The 23,225-nt window shown below is 75.9% G+C and carries 16 protein-coding genes, 2 pseudogenes and 1 riboswitch; of the genes and pseudogenes, 8 read left to right on the top strand and 10 right to left on the bottom strand.

The genetic code is table 11. From position 1 onward, the window contains the following. On the bottom strand, window positions 1-1,086 hold a 1,086-nt coding region (locus tag RKE29_RS13725; protein WP_312005493.1), incomplete at its 3' end, for a ferrochelatase. Between the two features lie 263 nt (window positions 1,087-1,349). On the opposite strand from RKE29_RS13725, the gene RKE29_RS13720 reads away from it, so the two are divergent. Together RKE29_RS13720 and RKE29_RS13715 are read left to right on the top strand one after the other, a co-directional pair. Next, on the top strand, window positions 1,350-2,624 hold the full coding sequence (locus RKE29_RS13720) for an MFS transporter (RefSeq protein WP_369016038.1): 1,275 nt from the start codon (window positions 1,350-1,352) through the stop codon (window positions 2,622-2,624). Beyond that, complete coding sequence (locus tag RKE29_RS13715) at window positions 2,566-3,927, top strand: D-arabinono-1,4-lactone oxidase (RefSeq protein ID WP_312005492.1); 1,362 nt, start codon at window positions 2,566-2,568, stop codon at window positions 3,925-3,927. The genes RKE29_RS13720 and RKE29_RS13715 overlap by 59 nt, the downstream gene beginning before the upstream one ends. Before the next feature lie 43 nt (window positions 3,928-3,970). Here the strand turns inward: RKE29_RS13715 and RKE29_RS13710 are convergent, their stop codons facing one another. Then, complete coding sequence (locus tag RKE29_RS13710) at window positions 3,971-4,687, bottom strand: hypothetical protein (RefSeq protein ID WP_312005491.1); 717 nt, start codon at window positions 4,685-4,687, stop codon at window positions 3,971-3,973. 618 nt (window positions 4,688-5,305) lie between these two features. Between RKE29_RS13710 and sepH the strand changes: the two genes are divergently transcribed. Next, window positions 5,306-6,337, top strand: coding sequence for a septation protein SepH (sepH, locus tag RKE29_RS13705; protein WP_312005490.1), 1,032 nt, complete (start codon window positions 5,306-5,308; stop codon window positions 6,335-6,337). Window positions 6,338-6,495: 158 nt separating this feature from the next. Here sepH and RKE29_RS13700 read toward each other — a convergent pair whose 3' ends face one another. Then, window positions 6,496-7,332 (bottom strand): sulfurtransferase, encoded by an 837-nt coding sequence (locus RKE29_RS13700; RefSeq protein WP_312005489.1) that lies wholly within the window; start codon window positions 7,330-7,332, stop codon window positions 6,496-6,498. 285 nt (window positions 7,333-7,617) lie between these two features. Here RKE29_RS13700 and RKE29_RS13695 point away from each other — a divergent pair. Next, window positions 7,618-8,462: pseudogene (locus RKE29_RS13695) on the top strand (VOC family protein). A gap of 101 nt (window positions 8,463-8,563) precedes the next feature. Here the strand turns inward: RKE29_RS13695 and RKE29_RS13690 are convergent. Together RKE29_RS13690 and RKE29_RS13685 are read right to left on the bottom strand one after the other, a co-directional pair. Beyond that, window positions 8,564-9,793, bottom strand: a complete 1,230-nt coding sequence (locus RKE29_RS13690) for an alkaline phosphatase family protein (RefSeq protein ID WP_312005488.1) — start codon at window positions 9,791-9,793, stop codon at window positions 8,564-8,566. Further along, window positions 9,793-10,398, bottom strand: a complete 606-nt coding sequence (locus RKE29_RS13685) for a DUF5998 family protein (RefSeq protein ID WP_312005487.1) — start codon at window positions 10,396-10,398, stop codon at window positions 9,793-9,795. The genes RKE29_RS13690 and RKE29_RS13685 overlap by 1 nt, the downstream gene beginning before the upstream one ends. 387 nt (window positions 10,399-10,785) lie before the next feature. Here RKE29_RS13685 and RKE29_RS13680 point away from each other — a divergent pair, with 387 nt between their 5' ends. Then, window positions 10,786-11,067: an HPr family phosphocarrier protein gene (locus tag RKE29_RS13680; RefSeq protein WP_312005486.1), complete on the top strand. Its 282-nt coding sequence runs from the start codon at window positions 10,786-10,788 to the stop codon at window positions 11,065-11,067. 199 nt (window positions 11,068-11,266) lie between these two features. Here RKE29_RS13680 and RKE29_RS13675 read toward each other — a convergent pair whose 3' ends face one another. The 4 genes from RKE29_RS13675 to RKE29_RS13660 all read right to left on the bottom strand — a co-directional run bounded on the left by RKE29_RS13675 (window position 11,267) and on the right by RKE29_RS13660 (window position 16,291). Continuing rightward, window positions 11,267-12,007, bottom strand: coding sequence for a GntR family transcriptional regulator (locus tag RKE29_RS13675; protein WP_312005495.1), 741 nt, complete (start codon window positions 12,005-12,007; stop codon window positions 11,267-11,269). Between the two features lie 231 nt (window positions 12,008-12,238). After that, on the bottom strand, window positions 12,239-13,009 hold the full coding sequence (locus RKE29_RS13670; RefSeq protein WP_312005485.1) for a M23 family metallopeptidase: 771 nt from the start codon (window positions 13,007-13,009) through the stop codon (window positions 12,239-12,241). Window positions 13,010-13,022: 13 nt separating this feature from the next. Beyond that, window positions 13,023-13,178: riboswitch (cyclic di-AMP (ydaO/yuaA leader) on the bottom strand. A gap of 336 nt (window positions 13,179-13,514) precedes the next feature. Further along, window positions 13,515-14,882: a pitrilysin family protein gene (locus RKE29_RS13665; RefSeq protein ID WP_312005494.1), complete on the bottom strand. Its 1,368-nt coding sequence runs from the start codon at window positions 14,880-14,882 to the stop codon at window positions 13,515-13,517. Between the two features lie 20 nt (window positions 14,883-14,902). Beyond that, entirely contained in the window at window positions 14,903-16,291 is a 1,389-nt protein-coding gene (locus RKE29_RS13660) for a pitrilysin family protein (protein ID WP_312005484.1), read from the bottom strand. Window positions 16,292-16,518: 227 nt separating this feature from the next. On the opposite strand from RKE29_RS13660, the gene RKE29_RS13655 reads away from it, so the two are divergent. Then, window positions 16,519-18,969 carry a DNA topoisomerase IV subunit A gene (locus RKE29_RS13655; protein ID WP_312005483.1) on the top strand — a complete coding sequence of 817 codons (2,451 nt, stop codon included), beginning with the start codon at window positions 16,519-16,521 and terminating at the stop codon, window positions 18,967-18,969. 245 nt (window positions 18,970-19,214) lie between these two features. Here the strand turns inward: RKE29_RS13655 and RKE29_RS13650 are convergent, their stop codons facing one another. Next, complete coding sequence (locus tag RKE29_RS13650) at window positions 19,215-20,375, bottom strand: citrate synthase/methylcitrate synthase (protein WP_312005482.1); 1,161 nt, start codon at window positions 20,373-20,375, stop codon at window positions 19,215-19,217. A 95-nt stretch (window positions 20,376-20,470) separates the two neighbouring features. Between RKE29_RS13650 and RKE29_RS13645 the strand changes: the two are divergent. Further along, window positions 20,471-21,905 (top strand): annotated as a pseudogene (locus RKE29_RS13645) (citrate/2-methylcitrate synthase). A gap of 422 nt (window positions 21,906-22,327) precedes the next feature. Then, the coding region (locus tag RKE29_RS13640; RefSeq protein ID WP_312005481.1) for a sucrase ferredoxin at window positions 22,328-23,225 on the top strand (898 nt) is incomplete at its 3' end.

Below are 23,225 nucleotides of genomic sequence, written 5' to 3'. Positions count from 1 at the left end.
CAGGGCGCAGCGCTCGGGTGGCGCGGCCGCCTCCGGCGCGAGGGCCGCGCGCTCGGCGGCCGCGCGCTCCAGCACCAGCTCGCGCACGGCGGCGACGAAGCGCGGGTCGGCGCCGACGGTCGAGGCGCGGGCGACCGGCAGGCCGAGCTCGGCGGCCGTGGCCGCCGCCTCGGTGTCGAGGTCGTATGTGACCTCCATGTGGTCGGAGACGAAGCCGATGGGGATCATGACGGCGGCGGCCGCCCCGTCGGCGTGCAGCTCCCGCAGGTGGTCGCAGATGTCCGGCTCCAGCCAGGGGATGTGCGGGGCGCCGCTGCGGGACTGGTAGACCAGGCTCCACGGGTGGTCGATGCCGGTCTCGGCGCCCACCGCCCCGGCCACCACGCGGGCGGCGTCCAGGTGCTGGGCCACGTACGCGCCGCCGAGCCCGTGGCCCTCCACGGGCCCGGAGGTGTCCGCGGCGGCGGTCGGGATGGAGTGCGTGGTGAAGACGAGGTGGGCGCCCGCGCGGGCGCCCTCGGACAGCTCGGCGAGCGCGGCGAGCGTGGTGTCCACCATGGGGCGCAGGAAGCCGGGGTGGTTGAAGTAGTGCCGCAGCTTGTCCACGCGCGGCGCAGGCAGGCCCTCGGCGGTCACCGCGGCGATCGCGTCGGCCAGGTTCTCCCGGTACTGGCGGCAGCCGGAGTAGGACGCGTACGCGCTGGTGGCCAGGACCAGGACCCGGCGGCGGCCGTCGCGGGCCAGCTGCCGCACGGTGTCGGTCAGGTACGGGGCCCAGTTGCGGTTGCCCCAGTAGACGGGGAGGTCGAGGCCGTGCTCGGCGAGGTCCTTGCGCAGCGCCCGCAGCAGCTCCCGGTTCTGCTCGTTGATCGGGCTGACGCCGCCGAACAGGTAGTAGTGCCGGCCGACCTCCGCCAGCCGCTCCCGGGGGACGCCGCGGCCGCGCGTCACGTTCTCCAGGAAGGGGATCACGTCGTCCGGCCCCTCGGGGCCGCCGAAGGAGAGCAGCAGCAGGGCGTCGTACGGCGCGTACGGCGCGGGGTCGGACCGGCTGGGGGCAGGGGGCTGGGCTGGCTGCTGGGGCATGCCGACGATCCTGCCATCCGGCACTGACAGCCGGAGAACACCACCGGGGAACGGCCGCGTCCGCCGGGCGGGGCCAGCGGGACGGGCCAGCGGGAAGGGCAGCGGGAGGGGGCGGGCGGCCCGGCGTGAAACGGCTGTGCGCCGCGCGCCCCCACCCCGTAAGCTGTCTCGGTCCCGTACGTTCCTTACCCGCCCGCCCGGCCCGCCCCGCGCCCCGGGCGCACCACGCTTCCCACCACCCCTCTCCTCGGCGGAGCTCTCCCGTGTCCACCCTGACCCGCGGCACCTACGGCGCGATCTTCGCCACGCCCGGCACCAAGGCGTTCAGCGCCGCCGGGCTGCTCGGCCGTATGACGCTGTCGATGATGGGCATCGGCGTCGTCACGATGATCTCCCGGCTCACCGGTCGGTACGGGCTCGCGGGCGCGGTGTCGGCCACCATGGCCCTGTCCCTGGCCGTCATCGGCCCGCAGATATCCCGGCTGGTGGACCGGCACGGCCAGCGCCGGGTGCTGCGGCCCGCGCTCGCCGTGTGCGCGGTCGCGGTGACGGGCCTGCTGGTCAGCGCGCACCGGGGCTGGCCCGACTGGACGCTGTTCGTCTTCGCCGCCCTGACCGGCTGCGTGCCGAGCGTCGGGTCGATGGTGCGCGCGCGGTGGGCGGCGATCCACCGGGACGCGCCGCAGTCGCTGCACGCCGCGTACGCGTTCGAGGCGATCCTGGACGAGCTGTGCTTCGTGGTGGGGCCGATCCTGTCCATCGGCCTGTCCACCGCCTGGTTCCCGGAGGCGGGCCCGCTGCTGGCGTTCGGGTTCCTGGTGGTCGGCGTGCTGTGGCTGACCGCGCAGCGCGCCACCGAGCCCGTGCCGCACCCGCGCGAGCAGCTCGGCGGCGGCTCGGCGCTGGCCTCGCCGGGCCTGCGGGTGCTGATGGCCACCTTCGTGGCGGGCGGCGCGATCTTCGGTGCGGTGGACGTGGTGACCGTGGCCTTCGCCGAGGAGCAGGGGCACAAGGCGGCGGCGAGCCTGGTGCTGGCCACGTACGCGCTGGGCTCGTGCCTGTCGGGCGCGGTGTTCGGGATGCTGCGCCTGCGGGGTCCGGCGCCGCGCCGCTGGCTGGTGGGCGTGGGCGCGCTGGCCGTGAGTATGATCCCCCTCCAACTGATCGGGAACCTGCCGTGGCTGGCCGTGGCGCTGTTCGTCTCCGGTCTGGCCATCGCGCCGACGATGGTGACCACGATGGCGCTGATCGAGCGGCACGTGCCGCGCGCGCGGCTGACCGAGGGCATGACGTGGATCAGCACCGGCCTGGCGGTCGGTGTGGCGCTCGGCTCGTCGTCGGCGGGCCGGGTGGTGGACGGCGCGGGCGCCCGCGCGGGGTACGCGGTGGCGGCCGGGGCCGGCGGGCTCATGCTGGTGATCGCGTTTCTCGGGTACCGCCGGCTGGCGTCGGCCGAGCAGCGAGGAGGGGAGGTCGCCGATGGCCGCGCGAGCCACCGGGAGGCACCTGTGGAGCACCGGGAGCGCCTTCCGGAGTGACCGGGGCGGGCCGGTGTGGCGCAACTGGGCGCGGAACGTGACCGTCCGCCCGGCCCGGACCGCGGTCCCGGCGTCCACCGCCGAGACCGCCGAGGCCGTCCTCGGCGCGGCCGCGGCGGGCCTGCGGGTGCGGGCGGCGGGCTCGGGGCACTCCTTCACGCCGGTGGCGGCCACCGACGGCCTGCTGATCCGCACCGACCGGCTGGCCGGCGTGCGCGCCGTGGACCGGGAGGCCGGCACGGTGACCGTGGCGGCGGGCACGCCGCTGCGGCAGCTCAACGAGACCCTGTCGGCCCACGGCCTGTCGCTGACCAACATGGGCGACATCGCGGAGCAGACCGCCGCCGGGGCGCTGGCCACCGGCACGCACGGCACCGGCCGCGCCAGCGCCTCGCTCGCCGCGCAGGTCACCGGCCTGGAGCTGGTGACCGCGGACGGATCGGCGCTGCGCTGCTCGGCCGCGCGGCACCCCGAGGTCTTCGCCGCCGCCCGGGTGGGTCTCGGCGCGCTCGGCGTCGTGACCGAGGTCACCTTCGCGGTGGAACCGGAGTTCCTGCTGCACGCGCGGGAGGAACCGATGTCCCTCGATCGGGTGACAGTGGAGTTCGACCAGCTGGTGGCCGAGAACGAGCACTTCGAGTTCTACTGGTTCCCGCACACCGCCCGCTGCGCCACCAAGCGCAACAACCGGACGGCGGGCCCGGCGGCTCCGCTGGGCCGGGTGAGCGGCTGGGTCGAGGACGAGCTGCTGGCCAACGGGGTCTTCCAGGCGGCCTGCGCGGCGGGCCGGGCGGTGCCCGCCGCCATTCCCGGCATCGCCCAGCTGGCCGGCCGGGCCCTGTCCGCCCGCACCTACACGGACATTCCCCACAAAGTCTTCACAAGTCCGCGCCGCGTCCGCTTCGTGGAGATGGAGTACGCCCTGCCGCGCGCGGCCGCGGTGCCCGCGCTGCGGGAGCTGCGGGCGGCCGTCGAGCGGTCCCGGCTGCGCGTGAGCTTCCCGGTCGAGGTGCGTACGGCGCCCGCCGACGACATCCCGCTGTCCACCGCCTTCGGGCGGGAGACCGCGTACATCGCCGTGCACATGTACCGGGGCACGCCCTACTCGGCGTACTTCACGGCCGCCGAGCGGATCATGACCGCCTACGGCGGGCGCCCGCACTGGGGCAAGCTGCACAGCCGCGACGCGGCGTACCTGGCCGGGGCCTACCCGCGGTTCGCCGAGTTCACCGCGGTGCGCGACCGGCTGGACCCGGAGCGCCTGTTCGGCAACGACCACCTGCGGCGCGTCCTCGGGGACTGAACACCGCGGGCGGCCTCCGCGCCCGCAGCGCACAGGCCACCGGTCACGGGGCGCCGCCGTCCGGGGAGGCGACGGGCCCGTCCGGGGTGGGCTCGGGCGCCGGCGCGCTCGTGCGGCCGTCGCCGCCCGGCGTGTGCGATGGCGAAGCGTCGGGTGTCGGTCCGGGCATCGGCGAGCCGGTGCCCGGACCGGAGGGCCCGGGCGAGGGCGTGGCACCCCCGGGCCCGGACGGGGCCGGCGGGCGGGACCGGCCGGCGGGCGCCGACGGGTCGGAAGGGCCGGGCGACGGGGCGGGGCGGGGCTTGTCGGGCCTGGCGGCCCGGTCCGGGAAGCCGCCCCGCACGCCGCGGCTCAGGGTGGTGCCGCCGTCGTCGCGGCCCCACACGTCGGACACCGGGCCGCCCGACAGCCATTCGATCCCCGTGAGCGCGCCCATCGCGAGCGCGAAGACGGCGGCGGTGGCGACCGCGGGCCGCCGCCAGCCGCGCAGCCGGGTCCCGTACGTCGTCGCCGCGCCGTACTCCCCCGGGCGCGGCCCGTCTCCGCAGGCCCCGCGCGCCCCGCCGCGGCCGGCGGCCGCCACCTCGCCGAGCCGCTGGCCGGTGCGCCGGAAGACGTGCTGGAAGAACGGCCCGCCCGCGGTGGCCACGACGCTCACCACGCCGGCGCCCGCGATGGTGCCGTACACGCCGAGCCGCGAGGCGAGCACCGCGGCCGCCACCGCGGCGACGGCGCTGCCGGCCACCTGGGCGAGGCTCACCCCGAGGCGTCCGCCCCCGGCCTTCTCGCCCGCCCGGGCGCCGCCTGACGTCGTGTCCGCCGCCGTGCCTGTCGCCCTGTCCGGCGCCGTGCCGCCGCTTCCGGCTGTGTCGCGCATCTCCCGCCTTTGTGCGTACGTCTGTTCCGGTTCCGCACTGACAAGTGACAACCGGGCGAAGCGAATCGTTCCAATTCCGGGGATTCTGTGAAGCTCGCCACCCGGAACGGGCGCCGGAACGGCCGGAGCGGGCCCTTCCGGCCCGTCCCGCCGAGAACTCGGCTGGCGTGCCGCTCCACCGAAGTGGCCCGAATGGAGTACTGTGACGAGCCTTGGCCCCACCACCCCGTCCGGCCGCCCGGAACCAACGGGAGGGGTCAACTGGCGGCAACTCAAAAGGCGGCGCCGCGACATGACATGGGGATCGCTGCGTAGAGTGACAGCGTGGTCACTTTGGGTTGCAAACAGGTCACCGTGCCATAACGGCGGATCGGCGCCCCGGCCCGACACGCCGGGCAACTCGGCAATGTTGTGGCAGGCTGCACCCGGGCACGCCACACTCGTCTAGCGGGAGAGCAGCGACGCAAGGTGACGTCGGCAGGCACCACCCGGGAGGTCCCCATGCCCGAACTGCGTGTCGTGGCCGTCAGCAACGACGGCACACGGCTGGTGCTCAAGGCTGCGGACAGCACGGAGTACACGCTGCCGATCGACGAGCGCCTGCGGGCCGCCGTGCGCAACGACCGCGCGCGGCTCGGCCAGATCGAGATCGAGGTCGAGAGCCATCTGCGGCCGCGTGACATCCAGGCGCGGATACGAGCCGGTGCCTCCGCCGAGGAGGTCGCCCAGCTCGCGGGCATCCCCGTCGAGCGCGTGCGGCGCTTCGAGGGGCCGGTGCTCGCGGAGCGCGCCTTCATGGCCGAGCGCGCCCGCAAGACGCCCGTGCGCCGCCCCGGAGAGAACACCGGGCCGCAGCTCGGCGAGGCCGTCGCGGAGCGGCTGCTGCTGCGCGGCGCCGACAAGGACACCGCCCAGTGGGACTCCTGGCGCCGCGACGACGGCACCTGGGAGGTGCTGCTCGTCTACCGGGTGGCCGGCGAGGCGCACTCGGCGAGCTGGACGTACGACCCGCCGCGGCGGCTCGTCCAGGCCGTGGACGACGAGGCGCGGGCGCTGATCGGCGAGGCCGACGACACACCCGAGCCGAGCTTCCCGTTCGTGCCGCGCATCGCCCGGCTGCCCCGGGAGCCCGCCCAGGACCGCCCGGAGCGCCAGCCGCTGGTGGAGCGCGGCGGCGAGGCCGACACCGCGGCGGTGGCGTCGGCCGACGGCGAGCGGGACTCCCTCACCAGCCTGCTGGAGGCCGTGCCCAGCTTCCGGGGCGACCTGGTGGTGCCCGAGGCGCAGCCCGCGGCCGCGCCGGAGGAGCCAGCCGAGCAGCAGGAGAAGGCGGAGCCGGCCGCTCCGGCGGCCAGCGCGGGCTCGGCGTACGCCGACGTGCTGATGCCCCGTTCGGTGGCCGGGCACCGCGACCGGCTCGTCGGCACCACGGACCGGCAGGCCGAGGCGGACGGCGTCCGCCCGGGGCGCCGGGCGGCGGTGCCCAGCTGGGACGAGATCGTCTTCGGCACGCGCCGCAAGAAGCAGGAGTAGCAGCGGGCCCCCGGACCGTTCCGCACGGTCCCGGGGGCCGCTGCCGTACGCCGTACGCCCGCACGGACCGCGGGAGTCGGCCGCCGTGCCGTACGGCGCTCGTACGGCACGGGGACGGCCGGCGGTCGTGCGGAGGACCGCGGAGGCCGGCGGCCGGGTCAGCCCGGCTGCGGCCCGGTGGCCACCGGGCGGCCGGGGTCGGCCGACCACGCGCTCCAGGAGCCCACGTACAGCGCGGCGGGCACGCCCGCGACCGCGAGCGCGAGGACCTGGTGGGCGGCGGACACGCCCGAGCCGCAGTAGACGCCGACCTCCGCGCCGGGCGTCGCGCCGAGGGCGGCGAAGCGCTCGGCCAGCCGGTCGGCGGGCAGGAAGCGGCCGTCGGGGCCCACGTTCTGCGCCGTGGGCGCGCTGACGGCGCCCGGGATGTGCCCGCCCACCCGGTCGATGGGCTCCACGTCGCCGCGGTAGCGCTCGGCCGCGCGCGCGTCCAGCAGCACGCCGCGCCGGGCCAGCGCGGCCGCCTCGTCCGCGGTCAGCGCCGGCAGGGCGCCGGGCTCCGGCACGAAGTCGCCTTCGGCCGCGGCGGGTTCCTCGGTGGTCAGCGGGCCGCCGTGCGCGGTCCAGGCGGGCAGGCCGCCGTCCAGGACGGCCACGGACGGATGCCCGGCCCAGCGCAGCAGCCACCACGCGCGGGCCGCCGCCCAGCCCTGCCCGCCGTCGTAGGCCACCACGGCCCGGTCCCGGGTCACGCCCGCGCGGCGCATCGCGGCGGCGAAGCCGGTCAGGTCGGGCAGCGGGTGCCGGCCGGACGCGCCGGGCGGGCCGGCGAGTTGGCTGTCGAGGTCGACATAGACCGCTCCGGGCAGGTGCCCGGCCTCGTACTCGGGCCGGCCGGGCGGGCCGCCGAGCTGCCAGCGGACGTCCAGCAGGAGCGGCGGGCGCTCCGACGCCAGTGCGGCGGCGAGTGCGGCGGGGTCGGTGATGGTGTCCATGGGTCCATCCTGGCGTACCGCGGCCACTGGGACGGCGTCACCTCCGCGACGGGCACCGTGCGTGGGATGGACATCTGATAGCAACGCGCAGCACACATGCGCACAACAAAATCGGGCACTCTCCTTCACGAAGCCGCAAAATTCGGCGCGGTCGGGGCGGTTCGCACGACAGGTGATGGAAACATCTGCTCGGGCCCCGACCCCAGCCCCCACCCGCGCACCACCCCGCGCCGCCGGCCGGCCGGGCCGTACGGCCACGACGATGGTCCGAGGAGAGAATTGACGATGCATGAGGCAGCGACCCGGCACGCACCGGGGACGCCGTGCTGGACGAGTCTGATGGTGCACAGCCTGGCCGCGACGGAGGAGTTCTACCACGCCCTGTTCGGCTGGGAGTTCACCCCGGGCCCGGGCCAGTTCGGCGCGTACGGCCGCGCGACGCTCGGCGGACGGCCCGTGGCAGGGGTCGGCGAGCTGCCCCCGGAGCGCCACCTTCCGGTGGCCTGGACGACGTATCTGGCCACCCACGACGCCGACGAGACGGCCGAGATGATCCGCGCCTGCGGCGGTACGGTCGCCGTGGGCCCCCTGGACATGGAGAACGCCAGCCGCATCGCCATCGCCTCGGACCCCGCGGGCAGCGTGTTCGGGATCTGGCAGGGGCACCCGCGGCTGGAGGCGGCGGCCGACGGCACGCTGGGCACGCCGGTGTGGCACGAGCTGGTGACCCGCGAGAGCGCCACGGTGGTCAAGTTCTACCAGACCGTCTTCGGCTACGCGTCGCGGACCGAGGAGACGCCCTGCGGCGACCTGGTGACGCTGAGCCTGGACGGCCGGCCGGTGGCGGCCGTCCGCGGCATGGGCGAGGCCATGCCACGCGGTCAGGAGTCGCGTTGGACGGCCTGTTTCGAGGTGGCCGACGTGGACGAGACGGCCCGACTCGCGGCCAAGCTGGGCGGCGAGGTGGTCCAGCCGCCGCGGGATGCCGCGCGGGGCCGGCTGGCGACGCTGGCGGACCCGGAGGGGGCGGTGTTCCGGGTCGTACGGACGGGGGGTTGACGCCCGGCGGCGGCCCGGCAGGCCGTCGCGGCCCCGGCCCGGTGACCCGGCGGACGCGCGGGCGCGCCTGACGCGCCCGGCCCGCCGGAGTCCGGGCCGGGGCTTTAACACACGCACCTCAACTTTCAGGCGCGCACCTCAAGGGGCTTTCAGGCCCGCGCCTCAAGGGCTTTCAGGTACGCACCTCAAGGAGGGGGACGAGCTGTTCCGCGGGGGTCATCGAGCCGTGCAGGCCCACCATCGCGGACTCCTTCGGCTCGCTCACCGACGCGACGACCGCCACGTCGGCGCAGGCGGCGGCCACCACGTCGCCGATGCGCGGGTACACCCGCCCGTCCACGCCGCCGCCCGGAGCGCCGGGCGGCCCGAACCAGCCCGCCTCCACGGCCTCGTCGCGGCCGGCCACCCACATCCGGTCGCCGAGCACGTCCCGCCACACCGCGAGCACGTCGGCGGCGGCGCCGGGGACCGCGTACACGTGCCGGGCGCGGCCCTCGCCGCCCAGTAGCGCGACGCCGGCCCGCAGCTCCCAGTCGTCGTCGAAGTCGATGCGCGCCGCGGGGTCGAAGGGGATGTCGACCATGCCGTGGTCGGCGGTGACGTAGAGCGCGGAGCGGGGGGGCAGCTGCTCGGCCAGGCGCTGGGCGAGCCGGTCGGCGTAGGCCAGCTCGGCGCGCCAGGCGTCGGAGTCGGTGCCGTGCCGGTGCCCCTTGCCGTCCACCTCGCTGTAGTACGTGTACACCAGGGCCCGGTCGGCGGCGGCCAGCTCCGCGGCGGCGAGGTCCATGCGCTCCTCGCCGGACAGCCGCCCGTGGAAGGTGCCGCCGCTGAGCGCGACGCGGGTCAGCGGGGTGTGCTCGAAGGCGGGCGCGGACACCTGGCAGGTGTGCACGCCCGCGGCGTCGGCGAGCTGGAAGACGGTGGGGTGCGGCTGCCAGGCGTGCGGGTCCGCCCACGGCTCCCAGCGCAGCTGGTTCATCAGGCGGCCGGTGGCGGGGTCGGCCACGGTGTAGCCGGGCAGCCCGTGGGCGCCGGGCGGCAGGCCGGTGCCCACCGAGGCGAGGGAGGTGGCGGTGGTGGACGGGAAGCCGGCGGCCAGCGGCGCGCCGGCGCCGCCCAGGGACGTGGGCAGCAGGGACGTCAGAAAGGGCGCCTGTTCGGGGTGGGCGCGCAGCAGCTCCCAGCCGAGCCCGTCGACGAGGAAGACGCACACGCGGTCGGCGGGCGCGAGGTCGAGCCCGGAGGCCAGACCGGGCACGCCGAGCCCGGCGGCGACGGCGGGCAGCAGGTCGGCGAGGGTGCGGCTGCCGTAGGGCGGTACGGGAGCGGCGCGCGGGTCGAGCGGGGCGGGCTCGGGCCAGGAGGCGTCCGCGGGGGTCGGGCCGGCGGCGGGGCCCGCCATCAGCGGCCGCTGCCCAGCGGTGCGGCCGGGCCCGCCGTGGCCTCGGACAGGGCCTGCGCGAACAGGAGGGTCTGCCGGACGCTGTCCGGCCCGTCGCCGGCCTCGCTGACGCGCAGGCTCAGGTCGTCGGCGGTGGAGGAGCCGGTGTAGCCGTGGTCGGCCTCGCAGTTGGGGTCGCCGCAGGCGGCGGGCTCCAGGTCGAGGCGGCTGACCGCGCCCCAGCCGATGGTGAGCACGACCTCGCGCGGCAGCGTGCCCGGCGTGTACGACTCGGGGTTGGCGACCACGCGGCTGAGCACGACGGAGGAGATGCGCTCCAGCTTCACCGACTCGGTGGAGGTGGTGGCGTACGGCGAGGGCGAGGTGCCGTCGGCGGCCTGCTCGTCGGTGTGGCTGACGATGAACCGGGTGCCGGTGAGGACCAGGACCGTGACGTGGCGGCGGACCTCGTTGGAGTCGAAGGTGGTCTCCTGGTGGACCAGGTACGACACGACCGGCTCGCCGCCGACCGCGGCCTCCACCGCTTCGGCCACGAGTGCCGGGTAGTAGCCGCTGCGCTCGATCGCCGCGCGCAGCCCCTTGGTGGTCGTACCGGTCTTCGCCATGCGCCCATCCTACGGGTCCGTAGCCCCCCCTGAACCGGCGTACCCGGTGTGTGCTGCCGGGTACCCCGCGTCGCGGGTGCGGCGGTGGGCCGGGGGTGCGGTGCGGGAGGTGTGCGCCCAGGCAGGCGCCACGGGCCGGTGAGGCGGACCGGCGCGCCGGAGAGGCGGATCCGCGGGCCGCCGCCGGGCCGCGCGCCCGCCCTGCGAGCCCGCGCACGTCGGTCCGGATGGCGGACCCCTTGCGTCGGGACGGGGAGGCGCGGGAAAGTCCGTATCGGAACGGTTTCGGGCACGACCGGACCTGTTCGGACACCATCCGGACGGAGTCAGACATCATGCGAAACTGGTCCAGACAAGATTGAATCGCACCTGAAGGGCAAAAACACCATGGTTGAACGCCGTGTCACCATCGGCTGGGCCGAGGGGCTGCACGCCCGCCCCGCGTCGATCTTCGTCCGGGCGGCCACCGCGTCCGGCGTCCCCGTGACGATCTCCAAGAACGGCGGCAGCCCGGTCAACGCGGCGTCCATGCTCGCCGTGCTGGGTCTGGGCGTCCGGGGCGGCGAGGAGGTCGTGATCGCGTCCGAGGCCGACGGCGCCGAGATCGCGCTCGACCGGCTGGCCAAGCTGGTCGCAGAGGGACTGGAGGAGCTTCCGGAGACCGTGTGACCGTCCGACGCCGAGCCGGGCGGCTTTCCCGGGCCCGGCTCCCCCGCGGTGCGGCGCGCGGATTCCATGCCGACGGGGCCGCGGCAACCAATTCAGGATGCCGCGGCCTCCCGGGCCGCCTTTCCGGCGCCTTTACCCGGAAGGCGGCACAAAAGAGGAAAGGGCGCAGAATTCTAAATAGTTGTATACGGGGCCGATGTTAATTCCGAGCGCTCGCCGTGTTTACGGACTGTTTCAAGGTCCTCACATGGCCGGGCCGGCGCAGCCGGTAGTGCGCGAGCGAGCGCTCCGCGTGTGCGGTCGCGAGCGCCCGCGCCCGGTCGGCGTCGCCGCGCGCCACCGCGTCCACCAGCGCACCGTGCTCCTCCCACGACTCCACCGCCCGCGCCGCGGCGGACTCCGCGCGCACGGCGCCGGCCTGCGGAGCCTGCGCCACCAGGCGGGCCGGGTCCTCGTACACCCAGGCGATCTTGCGGCGCAGCTGGACGAGCAGCGCGGCGAGGCTGGGGCTGCCGGACGCCTGGGCCAGCGTCTCGTGGAACCAGTCGCCGAGCGACCGCAGTTCGCCGAGCTGGCCGCGGTGGGCCCGCTCCTGGCCCAGCCTGACCAGGCCGCGCAGCACCTTCAGGTGCGCCTCGGTGCGGCGCTGGGCGGCCCGGGCCGCGCCCAGCGGCTCCAGCAGGGCGCGGATGTCGAGCAGGTCGGCGGCCTCCCGCTCGGACGGCTGCGCCACGCACGCGCCCGCGTGCCGGCGCGTCGTCACGAAGCCCTCGGACTCCAGGGTGCGCAGGGCCTCGCGCACCGGCACCCGGGAGACGCCGTAGCGCCGGGCCAGCAGCTCCTCGGTCAGCCGGCTGCCCGGCGCGAACGCGCCGGACACGATGTCGTCGCGAATGGCCGTGCACACCGCGTGCGCCGAAATCCGCCGGCCGCCCTGCATCGGCGTCGCATCGCTGTTCACTTCCGGTCCCGCATCGTCGAACCTCCGCCTTAATCTCAGCGAAACACAGCCGATTGACGCGTGTCAGCGACTCTATTCTAAGCGGACGGAATTTCCGATGGCCGCAGCAGTTTTATGGAAATTTTTTGGCCAAGGACGCGGGTACGGCGAAGGCCCCGGCCGGTGGGGCCGGGGCCTTCGGCGGCGGGCCCGGGGGCCGGCCGACGGCCGTCAGAGGCTGACGCCGTGGGCGCGCAGGTAGGCGACGGGGTCGATGTCCGAGCCGTAGTCCGGGGTGGTGCGGGCCTCGAAGTGCAGGTGCGGCCCGGTGGTGTGGCCGGTGCGGCCCGACAGGCCGATGTGCAGGCCGGGCGTGACGTGCTGGCCGACGTGCACGGCGATGGACGACAGGTGCCCGTACTGGGTGTACGTCCCGTCGTTCATCCGGATCACGACGCTCTGGCCGTACGCCCCGTCCCAGCCCGCCTCGACCACCGTGCCGGCGCCCACGGCGCGCACCACGGTGCCCGGGGCGGCGTGGAAGTCGACGCCGGTGTGCGCGCCGGAGGACCACAGTCCGCTGACCGCGTGGTACGGGGTGGAGACGTAGGAGCCCTGGATCGGGGCGACGAAGGCGTTCAGCCGCCTGCGCTCGGCCTCCCGGGCCGCGCGCTCCTTGGCCTCGCGCCGCTCATGGGCCTGGCGCGCGGCCTCCCTGCGGGCCTGCTCCTGAGCGGCCTTGGCGGCGGCCCGCTGGGCCTGGACCTGCTGGACGCGGGCCTGCGCGTCGATCTGCTCGGCGAGCCCGTCGGGGACCGTGACGGCCTGGCGCGGCCCGGCATCCGCCGGCCGCGCGGAGTCGCCCGGAGAGGCGAGGGCCGGTGCCGCCACGGCGGCGACGACGCCGGACGCGGCGAGCGTGACCACCCCCGCGACGCCCACCCCGCCGTGCGGCACGGGATGGGACCTGCGATGCTTCCCGGTGACTTCGGTGGACGCCATGTTCTGGCGCACTCCCTTCCTTCCCTGTCGCCTACCGGGTTAGCTGTCGGGTTCGGAGCGGAAGGTCTCCTACGGGCCCCTCCTGGCGAAGGCGCCCGATTCACCCCGGGGGACTCGGGTCCCCGGCTCCCCTGGCTCGCGCCGTACGGGGACTCGGCGATGGCTGCCCGGGACCGCGGGTGCGGCTCACGTCTGACGGACAGCCGGAGCGACGCTAAGCGGGAGATCTTCCGAACGCCAATCAGATCCCGTCTTTTGTTGGGTTCACCACACACCAGACGCGGACCTCCCGCCCCAAAACGGACGAACGAAAGGGCCTCGACCCGGCGTCACCGGACCAAGGCCCTTCGCATGACCGCTTGATCACGGTCCGTCCGTTTTCTTCGTGGGTGCCGCGCGGACTCCCCGGGACGTGCCCGACCGGAGCCGTACGCGCCCGGCGGGGCTCCGGCGGCGCGGCGGTCGGCGGCCCCGGGCAGACCCCGGGGCACGGGCGCCGGCGGGGTCACCCGGTCTCGACGGTCACCTCGCCGATGCCCAGCGCCCGGACCGGCTCCGCGATCGCCGAGGCGTCGCCGACGAGCACGGTCACGAGCCGGTCGGTCGGGAAGGCGTTCACCACCGCCGCGGTGGCCTCGACCGTCCCGGTCTCCGCCAGCCGCGCGTACAGCCGCGCCTGGAAGTCGTCCGGCAGGTACTGCTCGACCTGGTCGGCGAGCGTGCCCGCGACGGCCGCCGCGGTCTCGAACCGCAGCGGGGCGACGCCCACCAGGTTCTGCACGGCCACGTCCCGCTCGGCGTCGGTCAGCCCGCCCTCCTTCAGCGTGCGCAGCACCGTCCACAGGTCCGCGAGCGCCGGTCCGGTCACGTCGGTGGCCACCGAGCCGCTGATGGCGAGCATGGCGGCGCCCGAGCCGTCCGGCTCCGAGCGCAGCACCCGGCCGAAGGCGCGCACCCCGTAGGTGTACCCCTTCTCCTCGCGCAGCACGCGGTCGAGCCGGGAGGTGAGGGTGCCGCCCAGGCAGTAGGTGCCGAGCACCTGGGCGGGCCACACCCGGTCGTGCCGGTCGGCGCCGATCCGGCCGATGAGCACCTGCGTCTGCACCGCGCCCGGCCGGTCGACGACCACCACCCGGCCGGTGTCGTCCGCCGTGATCGGGGCGCGCGGCGGCGGCGGAGCCGTACCGCCCTGCCAGGCGCCGAGGGTGTCGGCCAGGATCTGGTCGAGGTCGGTCCCGGCGAGGTCGCCGACGATCACCGCGGTGGCGGTCGCGGGCCGCACATGGGCCTCGTAGAACGCCCGTACGGCGCCGGCGTCGAGGCCCTGGACGGTCTCCTGCGTGCCCTGCCGGGGCCGCGACAGCCGGGACTGCGCGGGGAACAGCGCCCTGGACAGGGCCATCGAGGCGCGCCGGGCCGGGTTGGCCAGCTCGTGCGGGATCTCGTCCAGGCGGTTGCCGACCAGCCGCTCCACCTCGCTGTCGGCGAACGCGGGGGCGCGCAGCGCGTCGGCGAGCAGGGCGAGCCCCTTGGCCAGCCGGGAGACCGGGACCTCCAGGGAGATCCGGACGCCGGGGTGGTCGGCGTGCGCGTCCCAGGTGGCGCCGCAGCGCTCCAGCTCGGCGGCGAACTCCTCGGCGTCGTGCTTGTCGGTGCCCTCGGACAGCGCGCGCGCCATGATCGTGGCGACGCCGTCGAGCCCGGCCGCCTCGGCGTCCAGCGGGGCGTCCAGGTTGACCTCGACCGCGACGACGCGCTGGCCGGGCCGGTGGCAGTGCAGCACGGTCAGGCCGTTGGGCAGCCGGCCGCGCCCGGGCGCGGGGAAGGCCCACGGCTTGGCGGGCCCGGCCTCCGGGCGCGGGTGGAAGGTCATCGTGGTGGTGTCGGCGTGGCTCACTGGGCCGGCTCCCCTTCTTCGTCGGCGGCGGCGGAGGCGTCTGCGGGAGGGCCGTCCGGGGTGTCGGGCGCGGTGTCGGCCGCGGGGACGGGCTCGTAGACGAGCACGGCGCGGTTGTCCGGGCGCAGCCGCGCCGCGGCCACGGCCCGCACCTCCTCGGCGGTCACGTCCAGGGCGCGCCGCACGGCGGTCAGCGCCAGCCGCGGGTCGCCGAAGAGCACCGCGAAGCGGCACAGCTCGTCCGCGCGCCCGCCGACGGTGGCGAGCCGGTCCAGCCACTCGCGCTCCAGCTGCGCCTGGGCGCGCTCCATCTCCTCGGCGGTCGGGCCCTCCTCGGCGAAGCGGGCCAGCTCCTCGTCCACGGCGGCCTCGATGGCGGAGACCTCCACGCCGCCGGACGCCTTGACGTCCAGCCAGCCGAGCGAGGGCGCGCCGGTCAGCCGCAGCAGGCCGAAGCCCGCGGCCACGGCCGTACGGTCCCGGCGCACCAGGCGGTTGTGCAGCCGGGAGGACTCCCCGCCGCCCAGGACGGTCAGCGCCAGGTCGGCGGCGTCGGACTCGCGCGTGCCGTCGTGCGGCAGCCGGTAGGCGGCCATCAGGGCGCGGGAGGGCACGTCCTCGCGCACCACCTCGCGCACCTCGCGGCCGACCACGTCGGGCAGCGAGCCGTCGCGCGGCGCCGGCTTGGCGTCGTGGGCGGGGATGGTGCCGAAGTACTTCTCCACCCAGCCGAGCGTGCGCTCGGGGTCGATGTCGCCGACGACCGCGAGGACGGCGTTGCCCGGCGCGTAGTAGGTGCGGAAGAACGCGCGCGCGTCCTCCAGGGAGGCGGCGTCCAGGTGGGCCATGGAGCCGATCGGGGTGTGGTGGTACGGGTGGCCCTCGGGGTAGACCATGGCCGTCAGCCGCTCGAAGGCGGTGCCGTAGGGGACGTTGTCGTACCGCTGGCGGCGCTCGTTCTTGACCACGTCCCGCTGGTTGTCCAGGCTCTCCTGGTCCAGGGCGGTCAGCAGCGAGCCCATCCGGTCGGCCTCCAGCCACAGCGCGAGCTCCAGCTGGTGGGCGGGCATGGTCTCGAAGTAGTTGGTGCGCTCGAAGCTCGTCGTGCCGTTCAGCGAGCCGCCCGCGCCCTGCACCAGCTCGAAGTGGCCGTTGCCCGGCACCTGCGCGGACCCCTGGAACATCAGGTGCTCGAAGAGGTGGGCCAGGCCCGTGCGCCCCGCGGCCTCGTGGCGCGAGCCCACGTCGTACCACAGGCAGACCGCGGCGACCGGGGTCAGGTGGTCCTCGGAGAGCACCACCCGCAGGCCGTTGGCCAGGCGGTGCTCGGTCACTGTCAGGCCGCCGGAGTCGGCCTGCTGTGTGGCCGTGTGACCCATGGGCATGTATGTCCCTTCGATGGCGTCGGTGGAGGTGCGGCGGGGCCGCGGCTTTAGCGGTGCTGTCACTGTATGCAAGCACGCGCGTGTCTGGCGAAGTTCCCGCCGGGGAACGCCTGGGCGAACGGCCCGGCCCGCGCGTGGCGGGCGCTGTCGGCGGCGCGGTCCACAATGGTCCGCGTCAGATCCCGCCCACCGGTCCGCCGCCGGCAGCTGAAGGAGCCGTACGCACGATGGCCCGCCGCAGTACGAAGACCCCGCCGCCCGACGACTTCGAGGAGCGCATTCTCGACATCGACGTCGTCGACGAGATGCAGGGCTCCTTCCTGGAGTACGCCTACTCGGTCATCTACTCGCGCGCCCTGCCCGACGCCCGGGACGGCCTGAAACCGGTGCACCGCCGCATCCTCTACCAGATGAACGAGATGGGCCTGCGCCCTGACCGCGGCTTCGTCAAGTGCGCCCGGGTGGTGGGCGAGGTCATGGGCAAGCTGCACCCGCACGGCGACGCGTCGATCTACGACGCGCTGGTGCGGATGGCGCAGCCCTTCTCCATGCGGCTGCCGCTGGTCGACGGGCACGGCAACTTCGGCTCGCTGGGCAACGACGACCCGCCCGCGGCCATGCGGTACACCGAGTGCCGGATGGCGTCGGCCACCTCGCTGATGACGGAGTCCATCGACGAGGACACCGTCGACTTCGCGCCGAACTACGACGGCAGCGAGCGCGAGCCCGCCGCCCTGCCCGCCGCGTACCCGAACCTGCTGGTCAACGGCGCGTCCGGGATCGCGGTCGGCATGGCGACGAACATGCCGCCGCACAACCTGCGCGAGGTGATCACCGCCGCCCGCCACCTGATCCGGCACCCGGCCGCCGACCTGGACGCGCTGATGCGGTTCGTCCCCGGCCCCGACCTGCCCACCGGTGGCCGGATCGTGGGGCTCGACGGCATCCGGGACGCGTACGAGACGGGCCGCGGCAGCTTCAAGATCCGCGCGACGGTGTCGGTGGAGAACGTGACGGCGCGCCGCAAGGGCCTGGTGGTCACCGAGCTGCCGTTCGCCATCGGCCCGGAGAAGGTCGTGTCCAAGATCAAGGACCTGGTCGGCGCCAAGCGCCTCCAGGGGATCGCGGACGTGAAGGACCTGACCGACCGGCAGCACGGGCTGCGGCTGGTGATCGAGGTCAAGAACGGCTTCAACCCCGAGGCCGTCCTGGAGCAGCTGTACAAGCTGACGCCGATGGAGGAGTCCTTCGGCATCAACAACGTGGCCCTGGTGGACGGGCAGCCGGTCACGCTCGGTCTCAAGGAGCTGCTGGAGGTCTACCTCGACCACCGCTTCGAGGTGGTGCGGCGGCGCAGCGAGTTCCGCCGCGGCAAGCGGCGCGACCGGCTGCACCTGGTCGAGGGCCTGCTGGTGGCCCTGGCCGACATCGACGAGGTCATCCGGATCATCCGCTCCAGCGACGACGCGGCCGCGGCGAAGGCGGCGCTGATCGAGCGCTTCGGCCTGTCCGAGACGCAGACGCAGTACATCCTCGACACGCCGCTGCGCCGGCTGACCCGGTTCGACCGGATCGAGCTGGAGGCCGAGCGGGACCGGCTGCGCGGGGAGATCGAGGAGCTGACCCGGATCCTGGAGTCGGATGCCGAGCTGCGCAAGCTGGTGTCCGGGGAGCTGGCGGCGGTGGCGAAGAAGTTCGGCGAGGAGCGGCGGACCGTGCTGCTGGAGTCGGCGCAGACCCCGGTGTCCGCGGTGCCGCTCCAGGTGGCCGACGACCCGTGCCGGGTGCTGCTGTCCTCCACCGGCCTGCTGGCCCGTACGGCGGGCGGCGAGGCGCCCGTGCCGGCCGAGGCGGCCGGACGCGCCCGGCACGACGTGATCGTCTCGGCGGTGCCCGCGACGGCGCTGGGCACGGTGGGCGCGGTGACCTCGGCCGGCCGGCTGCTGCGGCTGCCGGTGATCGACCTGCCGCGGCTGCCGGACACGGCGGCGCCGAGCCTCGCGGGCGGGGTGCCGGCGCCGGAGTTCGCGGCGCTGACGGAGAGCGAGCGGCTGGTGTGCCTGACCACGCTGGACGAGTCCTCGCCGGGTCTGGCGCTGGGCACGGAGCAGGGCGTGGTGAAGCGGGTGGTGCCCGACTACCCGGCCGCCAAGGACGAGCTGGAGGTCGTCTCCCTTAAGGAGGGCGACCGGATCGTGGGCGCGGTGGAGCTGCGCACCGGCGAGGAGGACCTGGTCTTCGTCACCGACGACGCGCAGCTGCTGCGCTACCCGGCGAGCCAGGTGCGGCCGCAGGGGCGCGCGGCGGGCGGCATGGCGGGCGTCAAGCTGGGCGCGGGCGCGAAGGTGATCTCCTTCACGGCCGTGGACCCGGCCGCCGACGCGGTGGTGTTCACGGTCGCGGGAGCGCGGGACACGCTGGACGACTCGGCGCAGCACTCGGCGAAGCTCACGCCCTTCGACCAGTACCCGCGCAAGGGGCGGGCGACCGGGGGCGTGCGCTGCCAGCGGTTCCTGAAGGGCGAGGACTGCCTGGTGCTGGCCTGGGCGGGCACGGCCCCGGCCCGCGCGGCGGCGGCGGACGGCTCGCCCGCGCCGCTGCCCGAGCCCGACCCGCGGCGGGACGGCTCCGGGACGCCGCTGGCGGCGCCGGTGGCGGCGGTGGCCGGACCGGTGTGACCGGCCCCCGGCCGGGGCGCGCGGGGCGTGCCGGGCGCGGGGGTGTCCGTACGCGCGTGAGGGCCGGACCCGGTGGTGCGGTGCCGGCCTCCGCGCCCGTACGCGCCTCGCGTCCGGCGGTACGGTCCCGGCGGCCGTACGGTCCCGGGCGACCGGACGGTCCCGCGGCGGACCCCTGCTGCCCGTACCGCCCGGCCCGTACGAGCCGGGGGCCGGCCGTCTGACCCGGCCGGCCCCGGCGGGGGTCAGGCGGCCGGAACCGGCTGGGGCGGGGGCGGGCCGGTGTAGCGGGCCGCGGGCCGGATGATCTTGGAGTCCTCGGCCTGCTCCAGGATGTTCGCGCTCCAGCCCACCGCGCGGGCCGCGCAGAAGGTGGGCGTGAACATCTCACGCGGCAGCCCGCACAGCTCCATGACCACCCCGGCGTAGAACTCCACGTTGGTGTGCAGTTCGCGGCCGGGCTTGAGCTCGGCGAGTATCGCCTCCACCCGCCGCTCGACGCGTACGGCGAAGTCGACCAGCGGCCCGCCGAAGCCCTCGGCGATCTCCCGGAGCATGCGCGAGCGAGGGTCCTCGGTGCGGTACACCGCGTGCCCGAAGCCCATGATCCGCCGCCCGGCGAGGACCTGGGCGCGCACCCAGGCGTCGATGCGGTCGGGAGTGCCGATGGCGTCGAGCGTGTCCAGGGCGCGGCTCGGCGCGCCGCCGTGCAGCGGGCCGGACAGCGCGCCGACCGCTCCGACCAGGCAGGCGGCGAGGTCGGCGCCGGTGGAGGCGATGACGCGGCCGGTGAACGTCGAGGCGTTGAACCCGTGGTCGACGGTCGCGACCAGGTACTGCTCGACGGCCCGGGCCTGCCGCGGGCCGGGCTCCTCGCCGGTGAGCATGTAGAGGTAGTTGGCGGCGTACGGCAGGTCGTCGCGCGGCTCGACGGGGGCCAGGCCCTGCCCGAGCCGGTGCAGGGCGGTCAGCAGCGTGGGCACGGCGGCGCACACCGCGAGCGCGTCCGCGCGGCGGCGGTCGGTGTCCAGGTCGTACAGCGGGCGCAGGTCGGCGGCGGCGCCGAACAGGGAGAGCGCCGCGCGCAGCCCGGCCAGCGGCCCGGACAGCACGCTGGAGCGGGCGATGACCGGCAGCGCCTCGCGCACCTCGTCGGGCAGGTGGCGCAGCGCGGCGGTGCGCGCGGCGAAGTCGGCGCGCTCGGCGGCGTCCGGCAGCGTGCCGTGGAACATCAGGTGCCACACGTCCTCGAAGGTGCGGGTCCTGGCCAGTTCCACGGCCGAGTACTGGCGGTAGTGGTAGAAGCCCTCGCGCCCGCGCACGTCGCCCAGCGCGGTGTCGGTGACGACGACGCCGGCGAGGCCGCGGGGGACGTCGACGGGGTCGCCCGTCTCGATGGTCGGCATGGTGTGTGTCCTCCTCGATCGTGACTCGACTGTCCATTCATGACTTGATTTCTGTCAATGTTGATTCGATCAATCAACATGCGTACGGTGATCCCATGACGGACGGAGCGGAGGGCGGCGGACAGCGGCTGAGCACCCGGGAGGCGGCCGCGCGGCTGGGCGTGAAGCGCGAGACCGTGTACGCGTACGTCAGCCGCGGCCTGCTCACCAGCCGCCGCGGGCCGGGCGGGCGCGGCAGCACCTTCGACGCCGACGAGGTGGCGGCGCTGGCGCGGCGCACGGAGCGGCGCGCGGAGCAGCCGGCCGCCGCGGAGACCGCGTCCGGCGGGGACGCGGTCCCGGACGGTCGGANACGAGGTGGCGGCGCTGGCGCGGCGCACGGAGCGGCGCGCGGAGCAGCCGGCCGCCGCGGAGACCGCGTCCGGCGGGGACGCGGTCCCGGACGGTCGGAACGCGGCGCCCGGCGGTCGGGACGCGGCGCCCGGCGGTCGGGACGCGGCGCCCGGCGGCGTCGCGGTGCGCACCGGGATCACGCTCATCGAGCCGGACCGCTACTACTACCGGGGCGTGGACGCGGTCGCCCTGGCCGAGCGGTACGGCTACGAGGAGGTGGCCGAGTGGCTGTGGACCGGGCGGCTGCGGCCCGGCGCCCGGTTCGCCGCGCCCGAGGAGGCGCTGGCGGCCGCGCGCCGCGCGGTGGGCGCGCTGCCCGCGCACAGCGGCCCGGTGGACCGGCTGCGGGTGGCGGCCGTCGCGGCCGCGGCCGCCGACCCGCTGCGCTTCGACCTCGGCGAGGAGACGGTGCTCGCCACGGGCCGTGGCCTGATCGCGACCCTCGTGGACGCGCTGCCCGCCGCGGGCCCCGAGCCCGGGCCGGGCGCGCCGCTGGCCCACCGGCTGTGGTCGCGGCTGACCGGCCGGCCCGCCGACGCGGCGTGGCTGCGGGCCCTGGACGCGGCGCTGGTGCTGCTCACCGACCACGACCTGGCCGCCTCCACCCTCGCCGCCCGGGTGGCCGCCTCCGCGCGGGCCCATCCGTACGCGGTGGTCTCCGCGGGCCTCGGCGCGCTCGACGGCCCGCTGCACGGCGGGGCGAGCGGCCTGGCGCACCGGATGCTGGCCGAGGTGCTGCAACGGGGCAGCGCGGCGGCGGTGGTCGCCGACCACCTGCGCGCCGGGCGCCGCGTGCCCGGGCTCGGCCACCGGCTCTACCGTGCCGCCGACCCGCGCGCGCAGGCGCTGTTCGGCCTGCTGGATCGGGTGCCGCGGGCCGCGCCCGCCGTGGCGGCGGCCCGGGAGGTGGCGGCGACCACCGCCCGGCACGCCGCGCTGTGCGCGAACGTCGACCTGGCGCTGGCCGCCCTGTCACTGGCGGCGGACATGCCGGCCGAGGCCGGTGAGACGGTGTTCTCGGTCGCCCGTACGGCCGGCTGGATCGCGCACGCGCTGGAGGAGTACGGGGAGCGGCCGCTGCGCATGCGGCCCGTCGGCCGGTACCGCGGCCCGCTCCCGCCGCGGCCGCTGCCCTAGTGCTGTGACCGGGACGGTCCACCGGCTGGCGACGCCCGCACGGCACCCCCGGCTGCCGCCGGGAGACCCCCGCGGCCGTGCCGGACCGGCAGAGTAGGCCCGCTGCGAAACCGGTCCGGCGCCTTGCGGCGCACCCGCACCGCCGCACCGGGCCGGCCGCTGCCGCAGAGGCGGCGCGGGCGACACGCCGGTGCCGCCCGTCTGGCCCTCCTCCTGCGACGCGGACGGGGACGGACGTGTACGGGCGGGCCGGACGGGTGACTCGGGCGGCGTGATGCCGCCACCCCCGCGCTGTTCGTGCGGGTCGTGCGCCGTACGAGCGGGCACGGCACGTGCGCCGGGAGCGCGAAACGAACCGTTCGCGCCCCGTCAGAACCAGCCGTTCACACCCACGACACCTGACACAGGTTAGGCTTACCTTCGTGACCACCTGTGCGACCGTCTCACGGGACCTGTCCGAGCCGCTCGCCGGGACAGCGGCCACCGCCACCACCTGGCTCCTGCTCGAACAACCCGGCCCCTGGGGCAGCGACGCCCTCACCGGCAGCCACCTCGACCCGGTGGTCGGCGGGGCGCTGGAGCGCGCCGCCGAGGGCACCGGTGTGCGGGTCGTCCTGATCCGCCGTCCCGGGCGGCACGCCGACCGCCGCGTCCCCGCCCGGCACCGCGTCTTCGCCGCGCACACCGCGCCGGGCCGCTCCTGGATCCGCACGGCCGAGACCACCGCGCCCGAGCGGCTGCTGCGCCTCGACTTCGCCGCGCTCGGCGCGGGCGACCCCGGCGCCCTGCCCGGCGACGAGTGGTCGCCGTACACCGGCGAACCGCTGGTGCTGGTGTGCACCAACGGCAGGCGCGACCGGTGCTGCGCCCTGCTCGGCCGCCCGCTGGCCGCCGAGCTGGCCGCGTCCGGGGTCGAGGGCACCTGGGAGGTCACCCACATCGGCGGGCACCGCTTCGCGCCCACCCTCGTCGTCCTGCCGTACGGCTACGCGTACGGCCGGGCCACCGCGCAGGCCGTCAAGGACGTCCTCGTCAGCGTGCGCGAGGGCCGGGTGGTCACCGACGGCTGCCGCGGCCGCTCCGCCTGGGAGGCCCCGGGGCAGGCCGCCGAGCTGGCGGTCCGCGAGCTGACCGGCGAGGACGGCGCGGACGCGCTGGCGGTCACGGGCACCCGGGGCGCCGACCCCGCCTGGACGGTCACCGTGGCGCACGCCGACGGCCGGGCCTGGCACGTCTCGGTGGTCCGGCTCCCGACCGGGCCGCCGCAGCCCGCGAGCTGCGGCGCGCTGCCGGCGGCGACGGTCCGGCTGGCCGTCACCG

The organism is Streptomyces sp. B1866 (genome assembly GCF_031932565.1).
In the GTDB taxonomy this organism is placed as follows: Bacteria; Actinomycetota; Actinomycetes; order Streptomycetales; family Streptomycetaceae; genus Streptomyces.
Note: the sequence above shows the minus strand (reverse complement) of the source record. Positions and strands in the feature narration are given on the sequence as shown.